At 50.4% G+C, this 18,609-nt stretch carries 15 protein-coding genes and 1 riboswitch; all 15 genes read left to right on the top strand.

The annotated features are described in order from the left end of the window. The first annotated feature begins 3 nt into the window (after positions 1-3). The 15 genes from VLX68_00075 (at position 4) to VLX68_00005 (ending at position 18,598) form a co-directional block, all read left to right on the top strand. A complete protein-coding gene (locus VLX68_00075; GenBank protein ID HUI90616.1) occupies positions 4-612 on the top strand; it encodes a hypothetical protein in 609 nt (202 codons plus the stop codon). Between the two features lie 352 nt (positions 613-964). Then, positions 965-3,697, top strand: a complete 2,733-nt coding sequence (locus tag VLX68_00070) for an AAA domain-containing protein (GenBank protein HUI90615.1) — start codon at positions 965-967, stop codon at positions 3,695-3,697. A 258-nt stretch (positions 3,698-3,955) separates the two neighbouring features. After that, positions 3,956-4,489 (top strand): hypothetical protein, encoded by a 534-nt coding sequence (locus VLX68_00065; protein ID HUI90614.1) that lies wholly within the window; start codon positions 3,956-3,958, stop codon positions 4,487-4,489. Between the two features lie 421 nt (positions 4,490-4,910). After that, on the top strand, positions 4,911-5,678 hold the full coding sequence (locus tag VLX68_00060) for a hypothetical protein (protein ID HUI90613.1): 768 nt from the start codon (positions 4,911-4,913) through the stop codon (positions 5,676-5,678). Positions 5,679-6,390: 712 nt separating this feature from the next. After that, on the top strand, positions 6,391-6,765 hold the full coding sequence (locus VLX68_00055; protein HUI90612.1) for a hypothetical protein: 375 nt from the start codon (positions 6,391-6,393) through the stop codon (positions 6,763-6,765). Between the two features lie 534 nt (positions 6,766-7,299). Next, positions 7,300-8,283 (top strand): endonuclease/exonuclease/phosphatase family protein, encoded by a 984-nt coding sequence (locus VLX68_00050; protein HUI90611.1) that lies wholly within the window; start codon positions 7,300-7,302, stop codon positions 8,281-8,283. A gap of 262 nt (positions 8,284-8,545) precedes the next feature. Continuing rightward, positions 8,546-9,490 (top strand): hypothetical protein, encoded by a 945-nt coding sequence (locus VLX68_00045; GenBank protein ID HUI90610.1) that lies wholly within the window; start codon positions 8,546-8,548, stop codon positions 9,488-9,490. Between the two features lie 5 nt (positions 9,491-9,495). Further along, positions 9,496-9,969, top strand: coding sequence for a type II toxin-antitoxin system VapC family toxin (locus VLX68_00040; protein HUI90609.1), 474 nt, complete (start codon positions 9,496-9,498; stop codon positions 9,967-9,969). Positions 9,970-10,095: 126 nt separating this feature from the next. Further along, a riboswitch (cobalamin riboswitch) is annotated at positions 10,096-10,291 on the top strand. A 47-nt stretch (positions 10,292-10,338) separates the two neighbouring features. Next, the gene (locus VLX68_00035) at positions 10,339-12,429 is read left to right on the top strand and encodes a TonB-dependent receptor (protein HUI90608.1); all 2,091 of its coding nucleotides are present in this window, start codon (positions 10,339-10,341) and stop codon (positions 12,427-12,429) included. A gap of 137 nt (positions 12,430-12,566) precedes the next feature. Further along, a complete protein-coding gene (locus VLX68_00030; protein ID HUI90607.1) occupies positions 12,567-13,685 on the top strand; it encodes a hypothetical protein in 1,119 nt (372 codons plus the stop codon). 7 nt (positions 13,686-13,692) lie between these two features. Next, positions 13,693-14,586, top strand: a complete 894-nt coding sequence (locus VLX68_00025) for a helical backbone metal receptor (GenBank protein ID HUI90606.1) — start codon at positions 13,693-13,695, stop codon at positions 14,584-14,586. A gap of 12 nt (positions 14,587-14,598) precedes the next feature. Beyond that, positions 14,599-15,393, top strand: a complete 795-nt coding sequence (locus VLX68_00020) for an ABC transporter ATP-binding protein (protein HUI90605.1) — start codon at positions 14,599-14,601, stop codon at positions 15,391-15,393. Then, positions 15,390-16,388 (top strand): iron ABC transporter permease, encoded by a 999-nt coding sequence (locus tag VLX68_00015; protein HUI90604.1) that lies wholly within the window; start codon positions 15,390-15,392, stop codon positions 16,386-16,388. The genes VLX68_00020 and VLX68_00015 overlap by 4 nt, the downstream gene beginning before the upstream one ends. 33 nt (positions 16,389-16,421) lie before the next feature. Continuing rightward, positions 16,422-17,570 (top strand): cysteine desulfurase family protein, encoded by a 1,149-nt coding sequence (locus VLX68_00010; protein HUI90603.1) that lies wholly within the window; start codon positions 16,422-16,424, stop codon positions 17,568-17,570. A 41-nt stretch (positions 17,571-17,611) separates the two neighbouring features. Next, positions 17,612-18,598, top strand: coding sequence for a hypothetical protein (locus VLX68_00005; GenBank protein ID HUI90602.1), 987 nt, complete (start codon positions 17,612-17,614; stop codon positions 18,596-18,598). Positions 18,599-18,609: the final 11 nt, after the last annotated feature.

Below are 18,609 nucleotides of genomic sequence, written 5' to 3'. Positions count from 1 at the left end.
GGTATGCTACACCAAATTCAAAATGTCTTTGTTAGTAGAGTTAAAACACTCGAAACAACAAGATGCAAAATAGAATTTCTGTTTTCAAAAAAGGACATTGTATTACGAGATGTTAATCAATGTTACCATGGTCTTTTTTTATCACTTGTGGTTGCATTTGAAAGCTATCTAGAAGATGCTTTCTTTCATATCATTTCGTCAAAATCAAGAAAAGTTAAAAAACTATTTAAACCTGTAGCTTCTTTTTCAACAAACAATATCGCGAGGAAAATTGTCCATGCAGACAAGAAGTATCTTGATTGGCTTCCTTATGATAAATTAAAAGATAGGTTTGATATTTATTTAGAATGTAATTGTATTTTTGACAAGCTGGATCAACACGAAACAACTGCGCTTAAGCAAATATCAATTATTAGAAACAGCCTTTCACATTGCAGCGCTTATTCAAAGAAACAATTTATAGATAAGGTAATTGGAAATAATAGGGTTCTTCCGATTGAAAAAACGCCTACTGGGTATTTACGATCAATTTATAGATCGTCCCCTCGGGAAACAAGATATCAACTTTATTCAAATTATTTAGTTTCAATATCCAACAAATTAATTTCTTAATAGTAAAGGCGAAGATATAGATTTTAACAAAAGCGCCGTCGCTCATTCTCCGCTCCGGCGCTGAAAACCAAAGAAGGGCGCGGCAAATCAAAGACAAAAGAGAAGATCGGCGCAAACAAGACATTACACTATGGTACCAGCGCAAACACAGCCACCAACAGCCCCTTTGATGCTTCGGGCAAGTGAGCTTGCCCTTGGCCTTCGGCAAATTGCCACCGTCTGAATCCAGCGTGTCATGTCGCAAAGCTCCGTCACGCTGGCTAACGCTGGCAACTTCACAAAGGGGCACACGTTGGCCCTATCCTTCCCTCTGCGAATAATTGTGCCTATTCATCCTTAAGGAGCTCCTTCTTTGTCTGAAAGACTCAATATCGACCCGCAAAAGAGGAGAATTCTTCTCTGTAAAAGCGGTACTGGTGTATGGGAAGACAAAACAAAGCAAATATCGGCATTGTATAAGGCCTTTTCGCATGGCAGATTTACGGGTTATACCATATACTTCAGAGGGGGCAAGCAAAAGTATTTTTACGCGCAAAATCGCGTTCATGTCCTCGACTTCCTGAGAACGGTCCCGCTTGAAAATATTGAGGTCCTTGTTGATAACAAGCTTGTAGATGCGGTCCGGGTCGACGAATTTGAGAAAGGATACTATCGCGTATATACCGGAGATAAAGACTTCCTGACCGATCAGGTCCGGTTCGAAAGCAATAGATACAGAAAAATCTTTCAATACTATGCCGAGCTCGCGGAAAAGGGATTGGAAATAGCGGAAGAAACATCTCCGCTGCATTATCTTTCGAAAAACTTCAAGAGAATTTCCTTCAGCGAGAAATCGTGTCTTTTTGACTATCTCAATGGACGTTGCCGAAAGACCGGGGTACAGCGCTCCATCATACTCCCGTTCAGCTTCAATCAAAGCCAAAGAGCGGCAATCGAAAATGCATTGGGCAATAACATATCCGTCATCGAAGGCCCACCGGGAACCGGAAAAACACAGACGATATTGAACCTGATCGCCAATATCCTGGCAAAGGGATGTACGTGCGCCGTTGTATCGAACAACAATACCGCGATCCAGAATGTGTATGACAAACTCAACGAGGAAAAGCGCGCGTTCTTCGTTGCGTTGCTGGGCAGCAAAGAACGCGTTGACGCTTTTTTCTCGTCGGCGGGCGGGAGTGAACTGACGGCCTTCCTTGACGGCGATTTCGAACCCCTCCCGGAAAGCATCGGCGCGAGAATCGACGAACTCGGAAAAATTTTAAAACAAGTGCATGAAGCCGAGAACGAGGTGGCCAAAAAGAGGGTTGAGCTGGTCGAGCTCGAAAAAGAATTGGAACATCTCAGGGCAGGCGGGCCGGAAGGTTATCAAATAAAACCCGGTCTTGCGTCAAAAGAATATCTGAAGCTGAAAATCAAACTCGAATCGGGCAAGCCGCTCGGCATATTTGCACGTTACCTGCTATGGAGAAAATTCAAGACCCGGGTCAGCAGGGAGGCCAATGGGGAACTTCTGGATGCAGCTGAAAGATTGTTTTACCTTGCTAAAAGGCGGGAGATCAGGAGCCAGATTGAGGAAAACAATAAATATATTCGCAAGAACAAAGGTGCCGGGCGCAAGGAAGAACTTCAAAACCTGTCCCTCCAGGTTTTTAACGGTTTGCTGTATCAGCGATACAAGAACGAAGATACGGCGTCATTCACTCCTGAAAACTATAAAAAGGATTTCGCCCACTTTGTAAGGCGCTATCCCGTCATTTTAAGTACGTCGCATTCGTTGCTTAACAATGTCGGGCAAAGACTTCTGCTCGACTATCTGATCATCGATGAAGCGTCCCAGGGCGACCTGCTGAGCAGTATTCTGGCCATCAGTTGCGCACGAAACCTTGTGGTCGTCGGCGACTCAAAACAACTCCAGGAAATCGAAGACGAAAGTCTGGTCCCGCATTCGAGGGAGTTGTCGAAAAAATTCGACATAGACTTCTGCTTCCGGTATGAATCCAATTCCATACTCAGGTCCGTGAAAACCGCGGTTCCCCATGTACCGACGACCTTGCTCAAAGAACATTATCGCTGTGCTCCCGACATCATAGGTTTCTGCAATAAAATGTTCTACGAAAATGAATTGATTGTCATGACGAAAAACAACGGTATACATCTGAACATCGTCAAAACCGTTCCAGGAAATCATGCAAGAAGAAACCCCAATGGAAGTGGCCAGTACAATGAGCGGGAGATTGATGAAATAGGCGTCTTGTTGCAGGGCGCCCCATTAAAAGACACGGGTGTGATAACGCCGTTCAGATGTCAGGCGGATTTGATCCGTGAAAAATTCAAGGAGACCGGAATCGAAGCCGACACCGTCCATAAATTTCAGGGCCGGCAGAAGAAAGAAGTAATTTTGTCGTTTGTTGTCAACTCATTGGACAAAAGTGATATTACCACTGAGAATCGATTGTATGATTTCCTGACGAACAAAGAACTTTTGAATGTGGCGATATCGAGGGGAATTAAAAAGGTCGCAATTGTAGTGTCTGACAAGGTTTATCATTCATCAAACAACACCATAAAAGACCTTATCGATTACATCGAGTATCTGTATGGCCATTCGGTAACGAGGGAATCGAAAATCACCTCGATATTCGATAAGCTCTATGTTGAACACAGGGATGAATTGATTGCGCAATATCGGAAAAAAAGCAGGGAACACTTTACCGAACTCCTGATGAACCAACTCATATCGGCCATGCTTGAGAACTATCCACACATTTCTTTTGCAATGCATGCGAGAGTCGGGAAACTCATCACCGATTTAACGGGACTGGATCAAAAGGAAAAACAGTACATAACCCATCCGTGGACGCATGTGGACTTTTTGTTTTATAACAGCACAAGCAGGAAACCGTTATTTGCACTTGAAGTGGACGGGATAAGGCATCACGAGCAAAATATCGAACAATCAGCGCGGGACACGATTAAAAACAAAGCATTCGCACTGTGCGGAATTCCGCTCTATAGATTCAAAACGAACGAATCCGGTGAGGACCATAGACTCAAATCCATCCTGAACCAGTATGTACGCTAGCATGCTGGCTATTGATCCTGACCAGGAAACAAAGGACCTCAAATAAATTCAATATAAACGCCGCTCCCGGATGATCATTCTCGTTTCCAAAGTCAGCGAGGCAACTTTTGTTGCCCTCACAAATCTCTCCAAACCGCCGCTCGCAATTCCTATTTTATTAAACCCGGCTGCGACGTTATAATTTCCCAATCTTTGGAGCCCTCATGACCGTTCAGACCCACCGACCTTGACCCCGTGTAGTATCACATGAGCAAATGTGTGGTTGCTTCGCTGTGCTTGTTGTTATTGGTGAGTTGCGCCCGCTTCCGGCGTGAAATTGCCATACCCAGGACTCGCATACAGGAAATGGTCGGCAAACAGTTTCCCTGTGAGAGAAATATTCTTGGCAAGGGGTTCACCCTGGATTCGCCGATCGTCTATTTTTCGGGCAAGAATATAGGCTTGAAATGCAGGTACTGCGAAAGTGTGTCGGCTGCCCATCCGAATCCTCTCTTACCCAATTGGCGCAACGGTATTGCCGGAGTCGTCGATCTCAACGGCCTGCTTGCGTGCAAACAGGGCGAGTTCTTCCTGTCAAGAGTCAGAATCGTCAATATGGTCATAGAGGAGAAGGCTTCTTCGAAGAAGAAGGGGAAGCTCAGTGGTCAGCGGTTGGTCGTATCCGGCAGTTATGTGGGGTGTGTTCCCGTATACCGGCTGGATTCTGCGTCCTTCAAGCAAAGACTGGCAAGATGTTTCTTGAGAGATACGAGGATTGAGGGCGATAGTCTTATTATCACACTTGGATTATGACGAATTATCCTTTACCGTGCATTCTGTCGCTGCGGCTTGGGCGGCCACAAAATCGAAAACGCCTCAATCGACTGGACCATCAGGAAAAGCGTCAAGGCAAAACCGAATGTGATCATCAAAACAATCTTTCCTTTCTCCTAAAAAAATCCTTTGCATCCCTCCCTTCCACTTAACATATTAATATCAACATCCACCTCAACAACATGTCCTCTTTGGACATTTGTCAATAAGGCCCGAATTCCTTTCCTCCGTCTCGTTTCCTCAAACTCGTGTCGTTTCTCCGTTTCTTTTCTTTCATTCATCAAATTTCTTAAAACGGGTATGATGCAGGCGCTGTTTTCCGCTTTGTAAGCGGAATGCCGGCCCGTATGGCATGGTTACCCGTAAACCACATCAAACCATTTTTTCGAAGGGAGTCTCTATGTCGGACCAGCAGGATTTCGAAGCGTTGCTGCCCAAGCTCAAGGCGATGGACAAAAAGGCCCTGCGCAAGCAGGACATGCCCATGGAGCAGGCCGTAAACGAGGGGGCCATCATGGCGACCGCGGCTTCACAGGATGCGGATGCGCTTAAGGCCGTGGGCCTGGACGGCTCGGTGATAACCGAGCTTGGCGCGTCGGTCAATGCCTTGCGTTATGCGCAGGGCCAGTATGTTGCCGCGATAGGCGAGCTCAAGGACGCGTCGAAGCAGTGGGCCACGGAAGAGCCGCAGGCGTATGCACTGCGCGACGATTTGCTTTCCGCCATGTCGTTCGGCTTGCGCAAGGTGCCGGATGCGGTGAAGGCGGTGAGGCGCATCCGCGAGGGGTCGGGCGGTGCGGACATGATACAGGACCTGAGCGCGCTTGCCCAGCTTGGAAAGAAGTATCCCGGCGAGCTCAAGATCATCAACTTTGATGCAGGGCTTCTGGACCAGGCCACGGAGAAGGCTGGAAATCTTGGTCAATTGTATGCGAAGGCATTTGTCGAGAAGGGAACTGCCGACGCAAAGGACCTTCGCGACCGCGCGTTCTCGTACATGCGTGCCGTGATGTCCGAGGTGCTGGACGCCGCCGAATATGCGTTTCGCAAGGACAAGACAAAGCTCGATTACTATTACAGCACATACAGGAGCCGCCAGTCTTCGTCTTCTGCTAAACCCGAGCCTGCGCCCGCGGCCGCCGCCCAAACTGCGGCAACTGCCAAGTAAACATCGGCCGGGCAATTGTCCCGGCCGGTTATTCACTTGAGGAAGATTTTGCGTCGCGTGTTTAATGAAGTAGTCTCTCTTAGTAACGCAGCTGGAGTCAACCAAACGTCATGGATTTCTCTTCCACCGCCATCAGCGACGCCCCCGAGGCCGAAGGATTGGCCGCTCGTGCTGTCCGAGCCCGGCATCTTTTTACAATTAAGACATATATCCTGCCGGGTGAGTTCATGAGCGGCCCGGAGGCCGAGGGACAAGGCGGCGCTGCGGGCGCGGCACGGGGATCCAAGGGGCGCTTGCTGCAGAGCGCCCCTTGGTCGGGGTTCGGGGCAGAAGGCCCCGACCCCGTTGGTGAGAAGGCCCAGCATGAGGTTAATAAGGTAACCGGATTAAGTCCTAGGGTGCCGGAATAAGTGGTTAAGGTGGCCAAATCAAGTCCTAAGGTGCCCGAATTGGTGGTTCAGGCGATCAAAAATGTGCCTCAGGCGACCGAAAAGTGTGGTCAGGTGACCAAAAAGGCAAGTCAGGTGAGCGAAAAGGTGGGTAAGGTGGGCGAAAAATGGGGTCAGGTGCTTGGATAGAATAATAATTCGGTTATCCAAAGGCACTTTGGGGCTGCCTTACTTGGTTTTTCGTGTTACCGATATGTTCGCTGAGGCATGAAACCATAAAAAATCCCCATCACAACACTCACAAACGGAAAGGACAAGGTATTATGGGTCGCGAAGTATCCGTTACACAGCCGTACGTAGACAAGCTGGTCAAGCTTATTCCAACCGAAATCCTGGGCGCCTACACCGTGATCGCGGGGGTTGTTCCCGCAGACCAGGTAAAGGTCGTTCTCACCGCCTCGGCGGCCGCCCTTCTCATGCTGGTGCCGCTGTACTTGTGGAAGATTTCGGGTGTCAAGAACGTCGCCCAGCTTGTTGTATCGGCATTCTCGTTTGTAATCTGGACCTATACGCTGGGCGGTCCGTTCGAAGCGTGGGGAATCTATCAGGGGTATATCGGGTCGATTCTCCTGGTGCTGTTCACGCTGATTGTGCCGATTGTGGTGCGGCCGGCGGATGTGGATACAGTGCAGGGGTGAGAAGTCTGCACCGCGTTGCAAGAGACGCCGCGCCTGCAGTGGCGTTGAAAAAACAAAGCCAAGCCAAATGAAATTTGCGTAGGCGGTTATTTACAAGTGGGGAATGTTCCTTTGCCCCGCGTTAGGCAGGACTGGAGGCCGCGCTGGAGCGCGGTGCTGCCTGACCACGGCACTAAGTGCCCTCGTGGCAGGCAGCCCGAGGGCGAAGCCCGACGACCCTTGGAAGCACCCGAAGGGGTGGACCGGAGCGAGGGCCGCCGCCGTACTCGGCGGGGCGCCCAAACCTTTTATCTTCATGCGAAGCGGGGCAACGCCCAGCTCTTATTTATTTTATTACAGTATAGTGGGGGGAACGCCCAAACTTACCCTCAATCAAAATCGGACTTGATGTTCCTTTCTTTGCACAACGCTTTTTCTATATTTCTATCAACAGGAATCAAGGCTTCAACATGGTTTACAAGTGCATTTTCCTAAGGGTTTCTTTCATTTTCCTCATGCAAATTTTGACCGCCAATTCACGGAAAGGACTTCTCCATGCATCACGGCAACGTTTCTCCCCAGATCGCCCAGGGCCTTATCAAACTAAAACAACGTATCGATGCCGCAAAGATACCTCCGTCAACACTTGACGAAACTATTAACGTGGCAATCTGGAACATACGGGAATTCGGCAAAGTTCATCGTACTGATGCCGCCATACACTACATTGCCGAAATATTGGGCCAGTTCGACCTTGTTGCATTAGTGGAACTGCGGAGCGATCTCACGGACCTGGGCCGTGTTCTGCCCATTCTGGGACCAAGTTGGGACGTGGTGTATTCCGATTGGATGGATGATTCCGGAGGAAACTCGGAACGGATTGCTTTTCTTTTCGACGAAAGGGCGGTGACGTTTAACGGGCTTGCCGCCGAAATCGACGCTCCAAGATCAAAGAAAGGGGACGAATACCTTGCCGGACATTCGTTCTGGCGCGCGCCGTACATGTGTTCCTTCAGATCGGGCAATTTCGATTTTATCGCCATCGCGGAGCACGCGCGCTGGGGAAAAGACCTGGCCGGCAGGCAGGCGGAACTGCAAATGCTTGCCGACTGGATCGACGCCAGGTTCAAGGACAAAAACGTGGAGGACAAAGACCTGATTGTCCTGGGTGATTTCAACACGCCTTCACTGGACGATGATCTTCTCAAGGCACTTACCAGCCGCGGGCTTCTCGTACCCGAAGCCCTCAGGAATCTCACCGTGGGCGACCGGACAATAGGCGGCTCCAACCTTTCGAATAACGCCAGATACGATCAAATACTGCACATGCCCTCCGTAGCAGACCGTTTCAGCAACCTCGGCGGCACGCTCGACTTTTACCTGAACAAATCGAAGATAGCCGATTTGTTTCCCGACGGTAATTATACCAAGGAAAAATTCAGTTTCCAGCTCAGCGATCATTTCCCCGTGTGGGTACAGATTAAGACGAACATAGATGGGGAGCGGCTTGACCAGATCGTGCAGGACGGGAAGAAGTAATCAAGGCGTATAAAATGTGGAATTCGGCGAGGTTTTCAGCACATCGTGCATCGTGCACGGGTGTCTTACGTGACCAGGAATGAAAACCGTGTGTCACTGTCGTCCTCGACAGTAGTCTCTACCGACAGTGCGCCTGCGCTGAGCGAAGTCGAAGTGATAGCCATGGAGAAGCATGCTCGGCTCCGCGGAAACTTGGTTTTATTTGCCCATGATTCTGCGCGAATGTTATATAATTTGGTATAATACCAAACGGGGGTGACACATGAAAACACTAAAATATAAACTCAAGCTCGAAGGGTTGGATTCTCCCTCGGGGACGATTTCCACTCGCGAACTATCTACTTTTCTGGAGCAATTCACCTCATGCGCCGAACGTGGATTGCGCCTGGCGATCGAGGGGCAAAGTTCCAAAACCGGCCCTGCTCCAAAATGGCTTGCAAAGGCGACCGATTTTGTCTTCACAGGGCTTCAAAAGGGATCTACGGTACTCAATATCGAAGCACCCTATTTGAAGGATGCGATCCCTGATCAGGCGGTTCAGCAAGACATATGGGGCAATCCGCCTAAGCCTGGGGATACCGCGATTTCTTTTATTTCCCGTTCGGTCCGCGACACATCTACGGAGAACCTCGAAAGCGATTACTACGACTCCGGGGTCCTCATGAGTTTCTTGGCTATGAAGCCGTTTCTTACAGAGCATGCGAAGAGCATTAAGATTCATTGCGAAGAAAACAAAAATGAGGATTTCTCAATTGACATGCCAACAATTGAAAAGGTGGAGAAACTCAAAATCAAGATTCCCGATCCTCAGGCGTTCATGTTGACCGGAATACTTGAAGAAGTCGCCTACAGCCGCAAACGGTTCCGTCTCGACATGGCGGATGGCCAGGTTATTCAAGGACAAATAGACCAGGAGTTCCTTGACGTCGAAGACTTGCGGCGCCTCTGGGGCAAAAAAGTAACCATAAAAGGTATCGTCAGCTACAAGCCATCCGGCAAGGTTAGACTGCTTGAGGCGCAAATGCTCAAGCTCATGGAAGAAGGTGAGGAAGTCTTCGAGACTGCGCCGGTTGTCCAAACGGAGTTTGAATTTACGCGCGGACTAACGGCAGAGGCCGTGCGCCGCAACTGGCTCGACGACATCCGGGGAAAATGGCCTGGCGATGAATCCATCGATGACCTTGTAAGGGAACTCGAAGACCGGTAATCACCATGGCCAAATACCTTCTTGACACGAATGTTTTGGTTCATTACGTGCGCGGATCAACACTTGCTCTGCTTGTCGATAACCAATATGGTCCGTCGGTGCCTCCGAATTACACGGTTGTTTCGATCGTATCGATAGGGGAAATGTACTCTCTTGCCGTGTGTCGAAAATGGGGTGAACAGAGAAAAGATATCTTGAAGAAACTTCTAAGATCTATCCCTGCCGTTGATATCAATAATTCATCAATTTTGGCTCAGTTCGCGGAGATTGATGCGTATCGACTGGGTAAACATCCTGAAAAGCAGCTTCCTCCCGGACAATCCGCCAGAGCCATTGGCGACAACGATCTTTGGATTGCCTCCACCGCGTCAGTCCTCAAAGCGACATTGTTGACTACTGACAAGGATTTTCTGATTTTCGATAAAGTCTTCCTCGATGTCATCTATCTTGATCCTGAGAAATACAAAGAAAAACAGTAGAGACAGCAGGCATCAGGCAAAACCCCGGCTCACCTCACCGGCCCCGAGGCCGGAATTATTTGCTGATGATATAGCGGCAGGTAATCTCATGCCCCGGTATTTTTTTTCTTGTCCTCATTTTGATTTTTTAATTAAATTAATACTCGTTCTTTCTCATTTTCAGGTGCCAAGGGAATCCCGTTAAAATCGGGAGCGGACCCGCCACTGTAACCCCGCCTTGCGCGTGCGTGAGGCAGTCTCAAACCAGTGCCACTGTTTCCAAACGGAAACGGGAAGGCGATACGGGGGAGCCAGGAGACCTACCTGAAGATGACGTTTTCTCTTAATCCGAGCGATCCCCGAGGTAAGGGATCAAAGGAATCTCGACCGGTGCACAAGTTTACGCTGCTGATCTGTCCGTGCGTTTTCGCATTTGTCCATGCCGCCGCCTCCGGCATCGACCCCTCCCGCGGCCAGCCCGATTCGATGCGGGCGCAAACGGTCGCCGCACCGGTCCAATGGCGGGACAGCGCGGTGTTTGCCGCGCCCGGCACATCACCCGTTCATCGACCGCTTCCGAAACCGGATTCCGAAACGGCAATTGACAGAATGGTGGTAACCGGGGCCAGGGTCAGGGAATTCACCCCTTCGCGCGTGATCATGGAGTCCAAAAATTTCTCCGGCAGATACGCCGACCTTCAGTCCGCGCTCGAAACGGTTTCCGGCGTGACGGTCGGCAACAGGGGAGGGTTCGGCCACTACGCCGACGCATCCATCCGCGGCGGTTCGCCGAGCCAAGTGCAGGTGTACCTCGACGGCGTGCCCCTCAACGGCGCAACCGGCGAATCGGTCGACATTTCCAAAATTCCGCTGCCGTCGCTCGAGACGGTCACCGTTTACAAGGCCGCGCCGCCCCTTGAATTTTTCGGCGACAACGCGGGCGGCGTCATAGAGCTCAGCTCCGGCGCGAAGAAAGACGCCGCGAGCGTTTTATTGGAGGCGGGTTCGTTCGGGTATCGCATTGGAAGCGCTGTCCTGGTGAAGACTCTGGGGCGCATGACCCACCGGCTATCGGTGAACTGCGGATGGGCCGACAACAATTACCCCTATACGGACAGCTCCGTGACGCACGGCCAGACCATCGCGGCCGACGATTCGCAAAAAACGATGGACAATAATTTCTTTTCCACTTTTTCGTCGGCATATTCAAACGTCTTCAGGATTGACGACCGCAACACGCTCACGTCGCATGTTTCGGCGCGCGTTACGAACGAGGGCCTCTTCTACCTTCCGCAGGCGGGGCTCAACGACGGAACGGTGAAAGATAACCTGGTTTCGCTTGTGGAGTCGTACGCGGCGACCGTCAATCCCAAATTGATGATCATGGTGACTGCCAAGGCAAAGACCGATGAACAGAAGTTTCAAAGAAGCAGGCCTTATTATCTGACCACCCCGATTTCAACCGATGTGTCCCAGCCGTTCGGGTCACTTGACGGCGTGGTAAAATGGACGGTGGGAAACCGCGTGAACGCCACTGGTCTGCTCAGCGGAAGCTACGACGGATTCGATTACACAAACCTGCTTGCGCCCGCAAGCCAGGTACAATCGCGTTTCATCCGGCTTGTCGGCAAGGCCGGCGCGGAAGCTGACGTCCATTTCCTGGACAACCTTTCCGCACGCATCGGCGGCATATACCGGTACCAGATCGATTCAACTAACGACAGCATCTCTTCGTACGGCCCGGTCGCCGGCGGCGGGATTTCGAAAAAGGGGTTTCCGAACGGTTTTTCCGAAGTCAATTACCATCCCTGTTCCTGGCTCTCCATTCTCGGCGGCGCCCAGTATTCCAGCCGCAGCCCCGGGTTCTCGGAATTGTATTCTCAAAGCGCGACCGTAAGAGGTAACCCCGCGCTACTTCCGGAAACCAGGCTCGAATACGACGTCGGTCTTTCCGTTCTTCGTCCGCGGCTTGCGCTGTCGGCTTCGGTCTTCTGGGACGACACCAGGAACAAGATCGTGTACATCGGGCATAACCTTGTTTTTTCGCCCATGAACGCGTCTGAAGTCCAGGGCTGGGGCATCGAAAGCGATGCCGCCGTAACGGCTTTGCCCTGGGTCACGATTTCAAATTCGGTTACCTATATGGAAAACATCGTGCGTTCGGACCTCTATTCCGCGTGGAACGGAACGGACGAACCCCTGCAGCCGAGGTTCAAGGACTGCCTCACCATCAAATTAACATACAAGAATTGGTATGCCAGCCATTCGGCCCGTTTTGTTTCGCGATATTTCACGAACTTCGGCAACACGGACAGCGTGGTTCAGGATGTTCCGCAGTTGAACGCGGCCATCGGATGCACGGTGGGAGACCATTTCGATGTTTCGTATAGAATTGAAAACTATCTCAACGTTCGCGACTACGATTTCCAAAGGCCTTTGCCCGGACTCACCCAATATGCGGTTTTAAAATGTGCGTTTTAATTGGAGATGAAACTGGACGATGACCGTTGTGTCACCTTTCTTGAATATGAAAAGTGCCGGAAGGACCCGAACAACTCGAAACTATTGGTTGGTAAATGTCGGCGTATACACAAACAAATAAAGAAGGAGTGCGTAGTATGAACAAGATTTTCTTTTCAGCGTGCGGTATTTTTCTGGTCCTATCCGGATGCGGCAAAGTAAATGCTCCGAACATCCCGCAGGCCGCCGCTTCGGAGACCGTTGCCGCGGTGACCATCGATTACACCTTTTCGTCGGGCAACATGGGCTCGTACAGCATTTCGGATTCAATCGCATACAAAAACCTTTTGTCCATATGGTTGGACAACGACATCAGGAGCTCCGACGGGGCGATTTACGTCCTCGAAAGGTACGGCAAGGACAACCTGATGCGGATCAACGGCCCGGTCATCGCCGAATCCACGGTCGTTTATGAAAAGAACGTCGGAGCATCTGTTGACATCCAAGACATCGCGGTGATCAGTTCCTCCAGGGCCTATGTCACGCAACTTTACAGCGCGCAAATTGCCGTCGTGGATCCGCAAACGGGCGTCAAGACGGGCGCGTCAATAGACCTCTCTGCTTTCGACACCTACGCGCATACCGACAGCGCGGACGCGTATCCGTACATGAGCAGGGAATTGTATTACAACGGCAAGGTGTATATTGCCTGCCAGCGGCTCAAGGCTCCGGCCGGCGGGTATATCCAGGCGGCCGACACGAGCAAGATCGTCGTGGTGGACGCCGCGACCGACAGTGTCGTGAAATCCATCAACCTTGTTTATAAAAATCCACAAGAGCTGTCGATTTGCAACGGGAAGTTGTATGTGGGCGGTGCGGGCATCTGGACAGTCAACGACGCCGGGATAGAAGTCATCGACCTCGCGACTGGTTCGAACCTCGGCTCGGTCGCTTCGGAATCCGACTTCGGAGGCGATATATCCTCAATCATCGTGATAAGCGACGCAAAAGGATATGCGGTGATTTCGACGCCCACGTTCACCACTGAATTGCATTCCTTCAATCCGCAGGCTAAAACCGTCGGCGCAAAAATTGCGGGTGTTGATGCGCCATGCAGCGGGCACATGGTCTTTGACGGAAATGATTTGTATATAGGCGACCGGAGCGCATCGAACCCGGGCATCGTGATTATCGACCCTGCGAGCGACACAAAGGTCGGAACGACAAAAAACGTCGGACTGCCGCCCAATTCACTGGCATATCTGAATATGAATTGAGCAGCGGATGATCGACATGCGTCCCGTCAGTTTAGCCTTGCTATCGCTGATACTTGCATTTGCAGGATGTACCGGGAAAAATCCGGGCATCCGGCAGTCAAGAGGCGAATATCACCGCATTATATCCTTTGCGCCCAGTATAACCGAAACGCTTTTCGCGCTCGGCGCGGGGGACAGGGTTGTTGGCGTCACCCGGTACTGCAATTATCCTCCGCAGGTGAAAAACCTGCCGAAAATCGGGGATTACCTTAATCCGAATTATGAAATGATACTCAGGCTTAAACCCGACCTTGTGCTGCTGCTGAAACAGCATTCATCCCTGTCGGAATTCCTTGCCGTAAACCGCATAAGCGGCAAGGTCATTGAAAATGAAAACGTCAAGGAGATCCTGCAGTCCTTTACGGTGATAGGGGAGATCTGCGGAAAAACGAAACAAGCTGATTCCATCAAGGCGTCAATAATGGCGGAGCTCTCCGGCGTTTGTGCGCCGGAGCACCGCCCGAAAATTCTTTTCTGCATCGGAAGGGACAATCCCGGTTCAGGCAGGATTTCCAAGGTGTATCTTGCAGGACCTAAAAGTTTCTACAACGAATTGATGCATGATGCGGGCGGGGAGAACGTGTATCGCGATTCCTTGTTTTCCTACCCGACATTTTCTTCGGAAGGCGTCATAAGGCTCGCGCCGGATATAATTATCGATGTGATGGCGTCCGTATCAGGCACATCGCGGGAAAAGGCAACAAATGACTGGAAAGAACTGGCAGTGGTGCCCGCAGTGGTAAACGGCCTCGTGTTTTGCCCCGCGGGCGATTACCTGAGCATTCCCGGTCCTCGATTAGGACTTGTTTTCAATGATATCAGAAAAGCGGTTCAGAAATTCCAGCAGCAACACCGGAAATAAAACGGCATGACCATGGCTCCCATGATACAAATAAAAGACCTGAGTTTTTCCTACCGGGACAAATCCGTGCTTAAAGACATATCCATGTCGATTTACGGCGGAGAAACCTGGTCGATCATAGGAAAAAACGGCGCGGGAAAATCAACGCTGGTAAAATGCATGGCGGGTTTACTGCCGGTAACGCAGGAATGCGTCTTTATCAATGGAAAGGATATTACCCGGCTCAAGCCGCGGGACGTGGCGAAGGAGATCGCTTATGTGCCGCAGGCCGCGACGCCGGGATTTGCCCCTTACACTGTTTTTGATTTTGTCATGCTCGGCCGTTTCCCGTATCAGGGACTGATGGCCATTCCGCGCCAGGACGACCGACGGATCGTTCGCGATGCTCTTCGCCTCGCCGACATGGAACATCTGGAATCGAGGCAGCTTTTCTCGCTGTCGGGAGGCGAACTGCAAAGGGCATTTCTTGCCGGCGCGGTTGCGCAGCAAAGTAAAATCCTTTTACTTGACGAACCGTCATCATTTCTTGATCCGCTCCATCAGGAGCTCATGCACCAGTCCCTGAAAAGAATTCACGATGAATACGGCACGGTCATCATCACCATAACCCATGACGCAAATAGCGCCATCTCGCAATACGACAACATTGCGGCCCTCAATGAGGGGCGCTTATTTTTTGCCGGCACCACCAGCGATTTTAAAATAAGGTGTCCATCCATTCTCGAAGAAATTTTTTCCATACGTTTTGAAAGGGCGCAATGTGTTTCTTCACAGCGAAGCATCATTGTGCCGGGAGAAATGGCATGATATCAAAATCAAGCCTTGTCCAATTATTTCTCCTTTTTATCGCGACTGTTTTTGTGCTTTTGACCGCTCCCTTCGTGGGCATGGACTTTATTGCGCCCGGCAACTTGTTCAAGGATGACCTGCAGACCGCGATTTTCTTTTCACTGCGCGTGCCGCGCGTGCTTGCGGCGTTTCTTGCGGGTTCGGGACTTGCCTTATGCGGCTTGGTGTTCCAGGCAATGTTCCGTAATCCTCTTGCAGACCCGTTCACGCTCGGCATAGCGAGCGGTTCCTCGTGCGGGGCGGCGGCCATAATTCTTGCAGGCATCAGCGGCACGGTTTTCGGGATACCCCTTATTACATTCGGTGCGTTTGCAGGCGCTGCGATTTCAATGGCATGCGTCTATTTGCTTTCATCAGTGCGTCGCACCTCTTCGGGTGTCACCATGCTTCTCGCCGGCATCGCCATCAGTTTTCTTTTTTCCAGCATTCTCATGTTCATGCAATACATTAGCTCTTTGCGCGATTCGTTTCATATCGTGCGCTGGCTCATGGGCGGCATCGAAATCACGGGGTACAATCAAATTTATTCAATGCTTCCCTTTCTTGCGGGCGGCATTTTCATTCTGATTTTCAAGCTTCCTGAACTTGACCACCTGCTCGTCGGTGAGGATTTGGCCAAAAGCAGGGGAGTGAGGGTCTCGCGTACAAAAAACCTGCTTCTGCTCGCGGCCACCCTTATTGTCGGCAGCATTGTATCGGTGTGCGGACCCATCGGGTTTGTCGGCCTCATGACGCCGCACATCTGCAGAATGATTTTTAAAACACGGCATACGATCCTCGGCCCCGCAACATTTTTGAGCGGAGGGATATTTCTTGTTCTCTGCGACGCGGCTGCGCGCGTGGTGATCGCTCCGGCGGAAATGCCGGTGGGTGTGATAACCGCATTGCTTGGCGGTCCGTTTTTTCTTTGGCTGCTTTTTATTAAAAAGGCCGGAGGAACCGCGCCGGAGTGAAAGATACAGAAATGGAAATAGTATATTGAAACCATGGAAAAAACACTTATTTATCTCGACCACAACGCCACGACGCCGGTGCTTCCTGAAGTCCGGGATGTCATGAATGAGGCGATGAAAGATTTTTGGGGTAATCCATCGTCGCTCCATTCGGTCGGCCAAAAAGCTTTTGCCAAACTCGAAAATGCCCGCGCGCGTTTTGCGGAACTTATCGGTGCTTCTCCCAAAGAAGTTTTTTTTACCTCGGGAGGCACCGAGGCGGACAATCTGGCCGTTTTAGGATTTATGGAAAGGTTCCCCGGCCGGGAATTAGTTATTTCATCCGTGGAGCACCCTGCGGTTTTTGATGCCGCCAATTATTTGGCCGGTAAAGGCTATGAAGTCAAACAAGTCTCCGTTGACGAGCATGGCATCATCAAAATGAACGACTTGGAAGAATCCCTAAATGAAAAAACCGCGCTGGTATCAATAATTTTTGCCCACAACGAGATAGGAACCATACAGCCGATTCAAGAAATCGGTGAAATACTGGCAAAAAAGAAAATTGCTTTTCACAGCGACGCCGTACAGGCTTTTGGAAAAATACCCCTTGATGTCAGTAAAGGGCGGCTGTCGTTACTGTCGGTTTCTTCGCATAAGATATACGGTCCCAAAGGCTGCGGGGCGCTCTATATCAGGAGCGGACTGAAAATCGCCCCGAGAACGCACGGCGGAAACCAGGAACGGCACATCAGGACCGGCACCGAAAACCTTCCGGCGATACTCGGATTTGTCAAGGCCGCGGAAATCGCCTGCGGCGCCATGGAAAATGAAGCAAAACGCCTGTATGATCTGACGGAAATAATGTATAAGGAGATTTGCGCAAGGATAGAAAATGTCATCAGAAACGGCCATCCGCAAAACAGGATTCCCGGCACGTTGAACCTTTGTTTTCCTGGTGCCGAGACTGAATCGCTCCTTGCATCGCTGGACCAAGATGGCATTTGCGTATCGGGGGGCGCAGCCTGCTCTTCCGGATCAATCGGTCCATCCCGGACACTGCTCGCCCTCGGAAGAAGAAAGGCCGAAGCGGTCAGCGCGATCAGGTTTTCGCTTGGCAGAGAGAATACAAAACAGAACATTCTCACCGCAGTTGACGCTTTAGTAAAAGCGGTGAAAAGAATACGAGCGGTAAATAAGTAATCCACGCCTTAAAATTTAAAAACAAGCAGATTTATCCGCACATGGAATCAACCCGATCCGCGGACACCCCCAAAAAATTACTGCCCATATTCAGGCAATATGGTCTTGAAGCAATGGTCAATGCGTATAAAAACAACATGCGATTTGCAGGATTCCGTATCAAGCAAGCCTTGTGGTACGTTTTAACCGGTTTCAGGTTTTATCGTTTTATCAATGAAATTGTCATTGGTTTAAAAAACATGTCAAGTATCTCCATGTCGCAGTCTGCATGGGACACCTTGGCCCGCGTTGGTTTTTCGCTGGAAGCGGAATGGTGCTTCGACAAAAATCAACTCAAGGGATATCCGGTATTGTTTTACGCGAATCACCCGGGATACATAGAGCCCTTTTTATGTCTTGCTGAGTTAAAAGATTTCGACCCTGCGGTTGTTGCCACCGGATGGCTTCAAAATATCAGTGAACCCGTTTCGAAGCGGATCATCGGCATTTGGGACTCAAAAGAAGCAACCGCTGAATATGTCAAGAAATTCAAGGGCGTGCGGAGGATCTTGGAAACTGTGTGGGCGAATATATTGACCTATCAGGTGGTAAAGCACCTGCAAGGCGACGTATCGATCCGAAAATGCTCAGCATCCAGAATATCGGCGATCAGGGAAATCATTATTACACTGGCAGCATGCAAACCGCTTTTCCTTTTTCCTTCGGGCGGCGAGGCGCAGAAATTCTGGGTAGGCGAGGACACCAGTTCCTTTGAAAAGCTTCTTGGAATCATTCTGGAGCGGCGGAACCGGAATTCCGGCCTTGGACAAATACGATTTGTACCAATGGTTCGCCGGGGATCGCTCAGGGCACTTTTTAAAAGCGAGCTTTGGGCGCCGTGGCATCCGATAACCTTTTTTCCACGATTACTGCCGAGGAAACCATTCAAATTCATCATGAAGGAATTTTTTTCACTGGGCGATCTCGTCAAATCGCACAACAATGCCACAGAAATAACAAAGTTTCTCATGAAAAGATTACTTTTTTAAAATTATCCATA

This window comes from Chitinivibrionales bacterium (assembly GCA_035516255.1).
GTDB lineage: Bacteria > Fibrobacterota > Chitinivibrionia > Chitinivibrionales > FEN-1185 > FEN-1185.
This window is presented reverse-complemented; position numbering and strand designations above follow the sequence as displayed.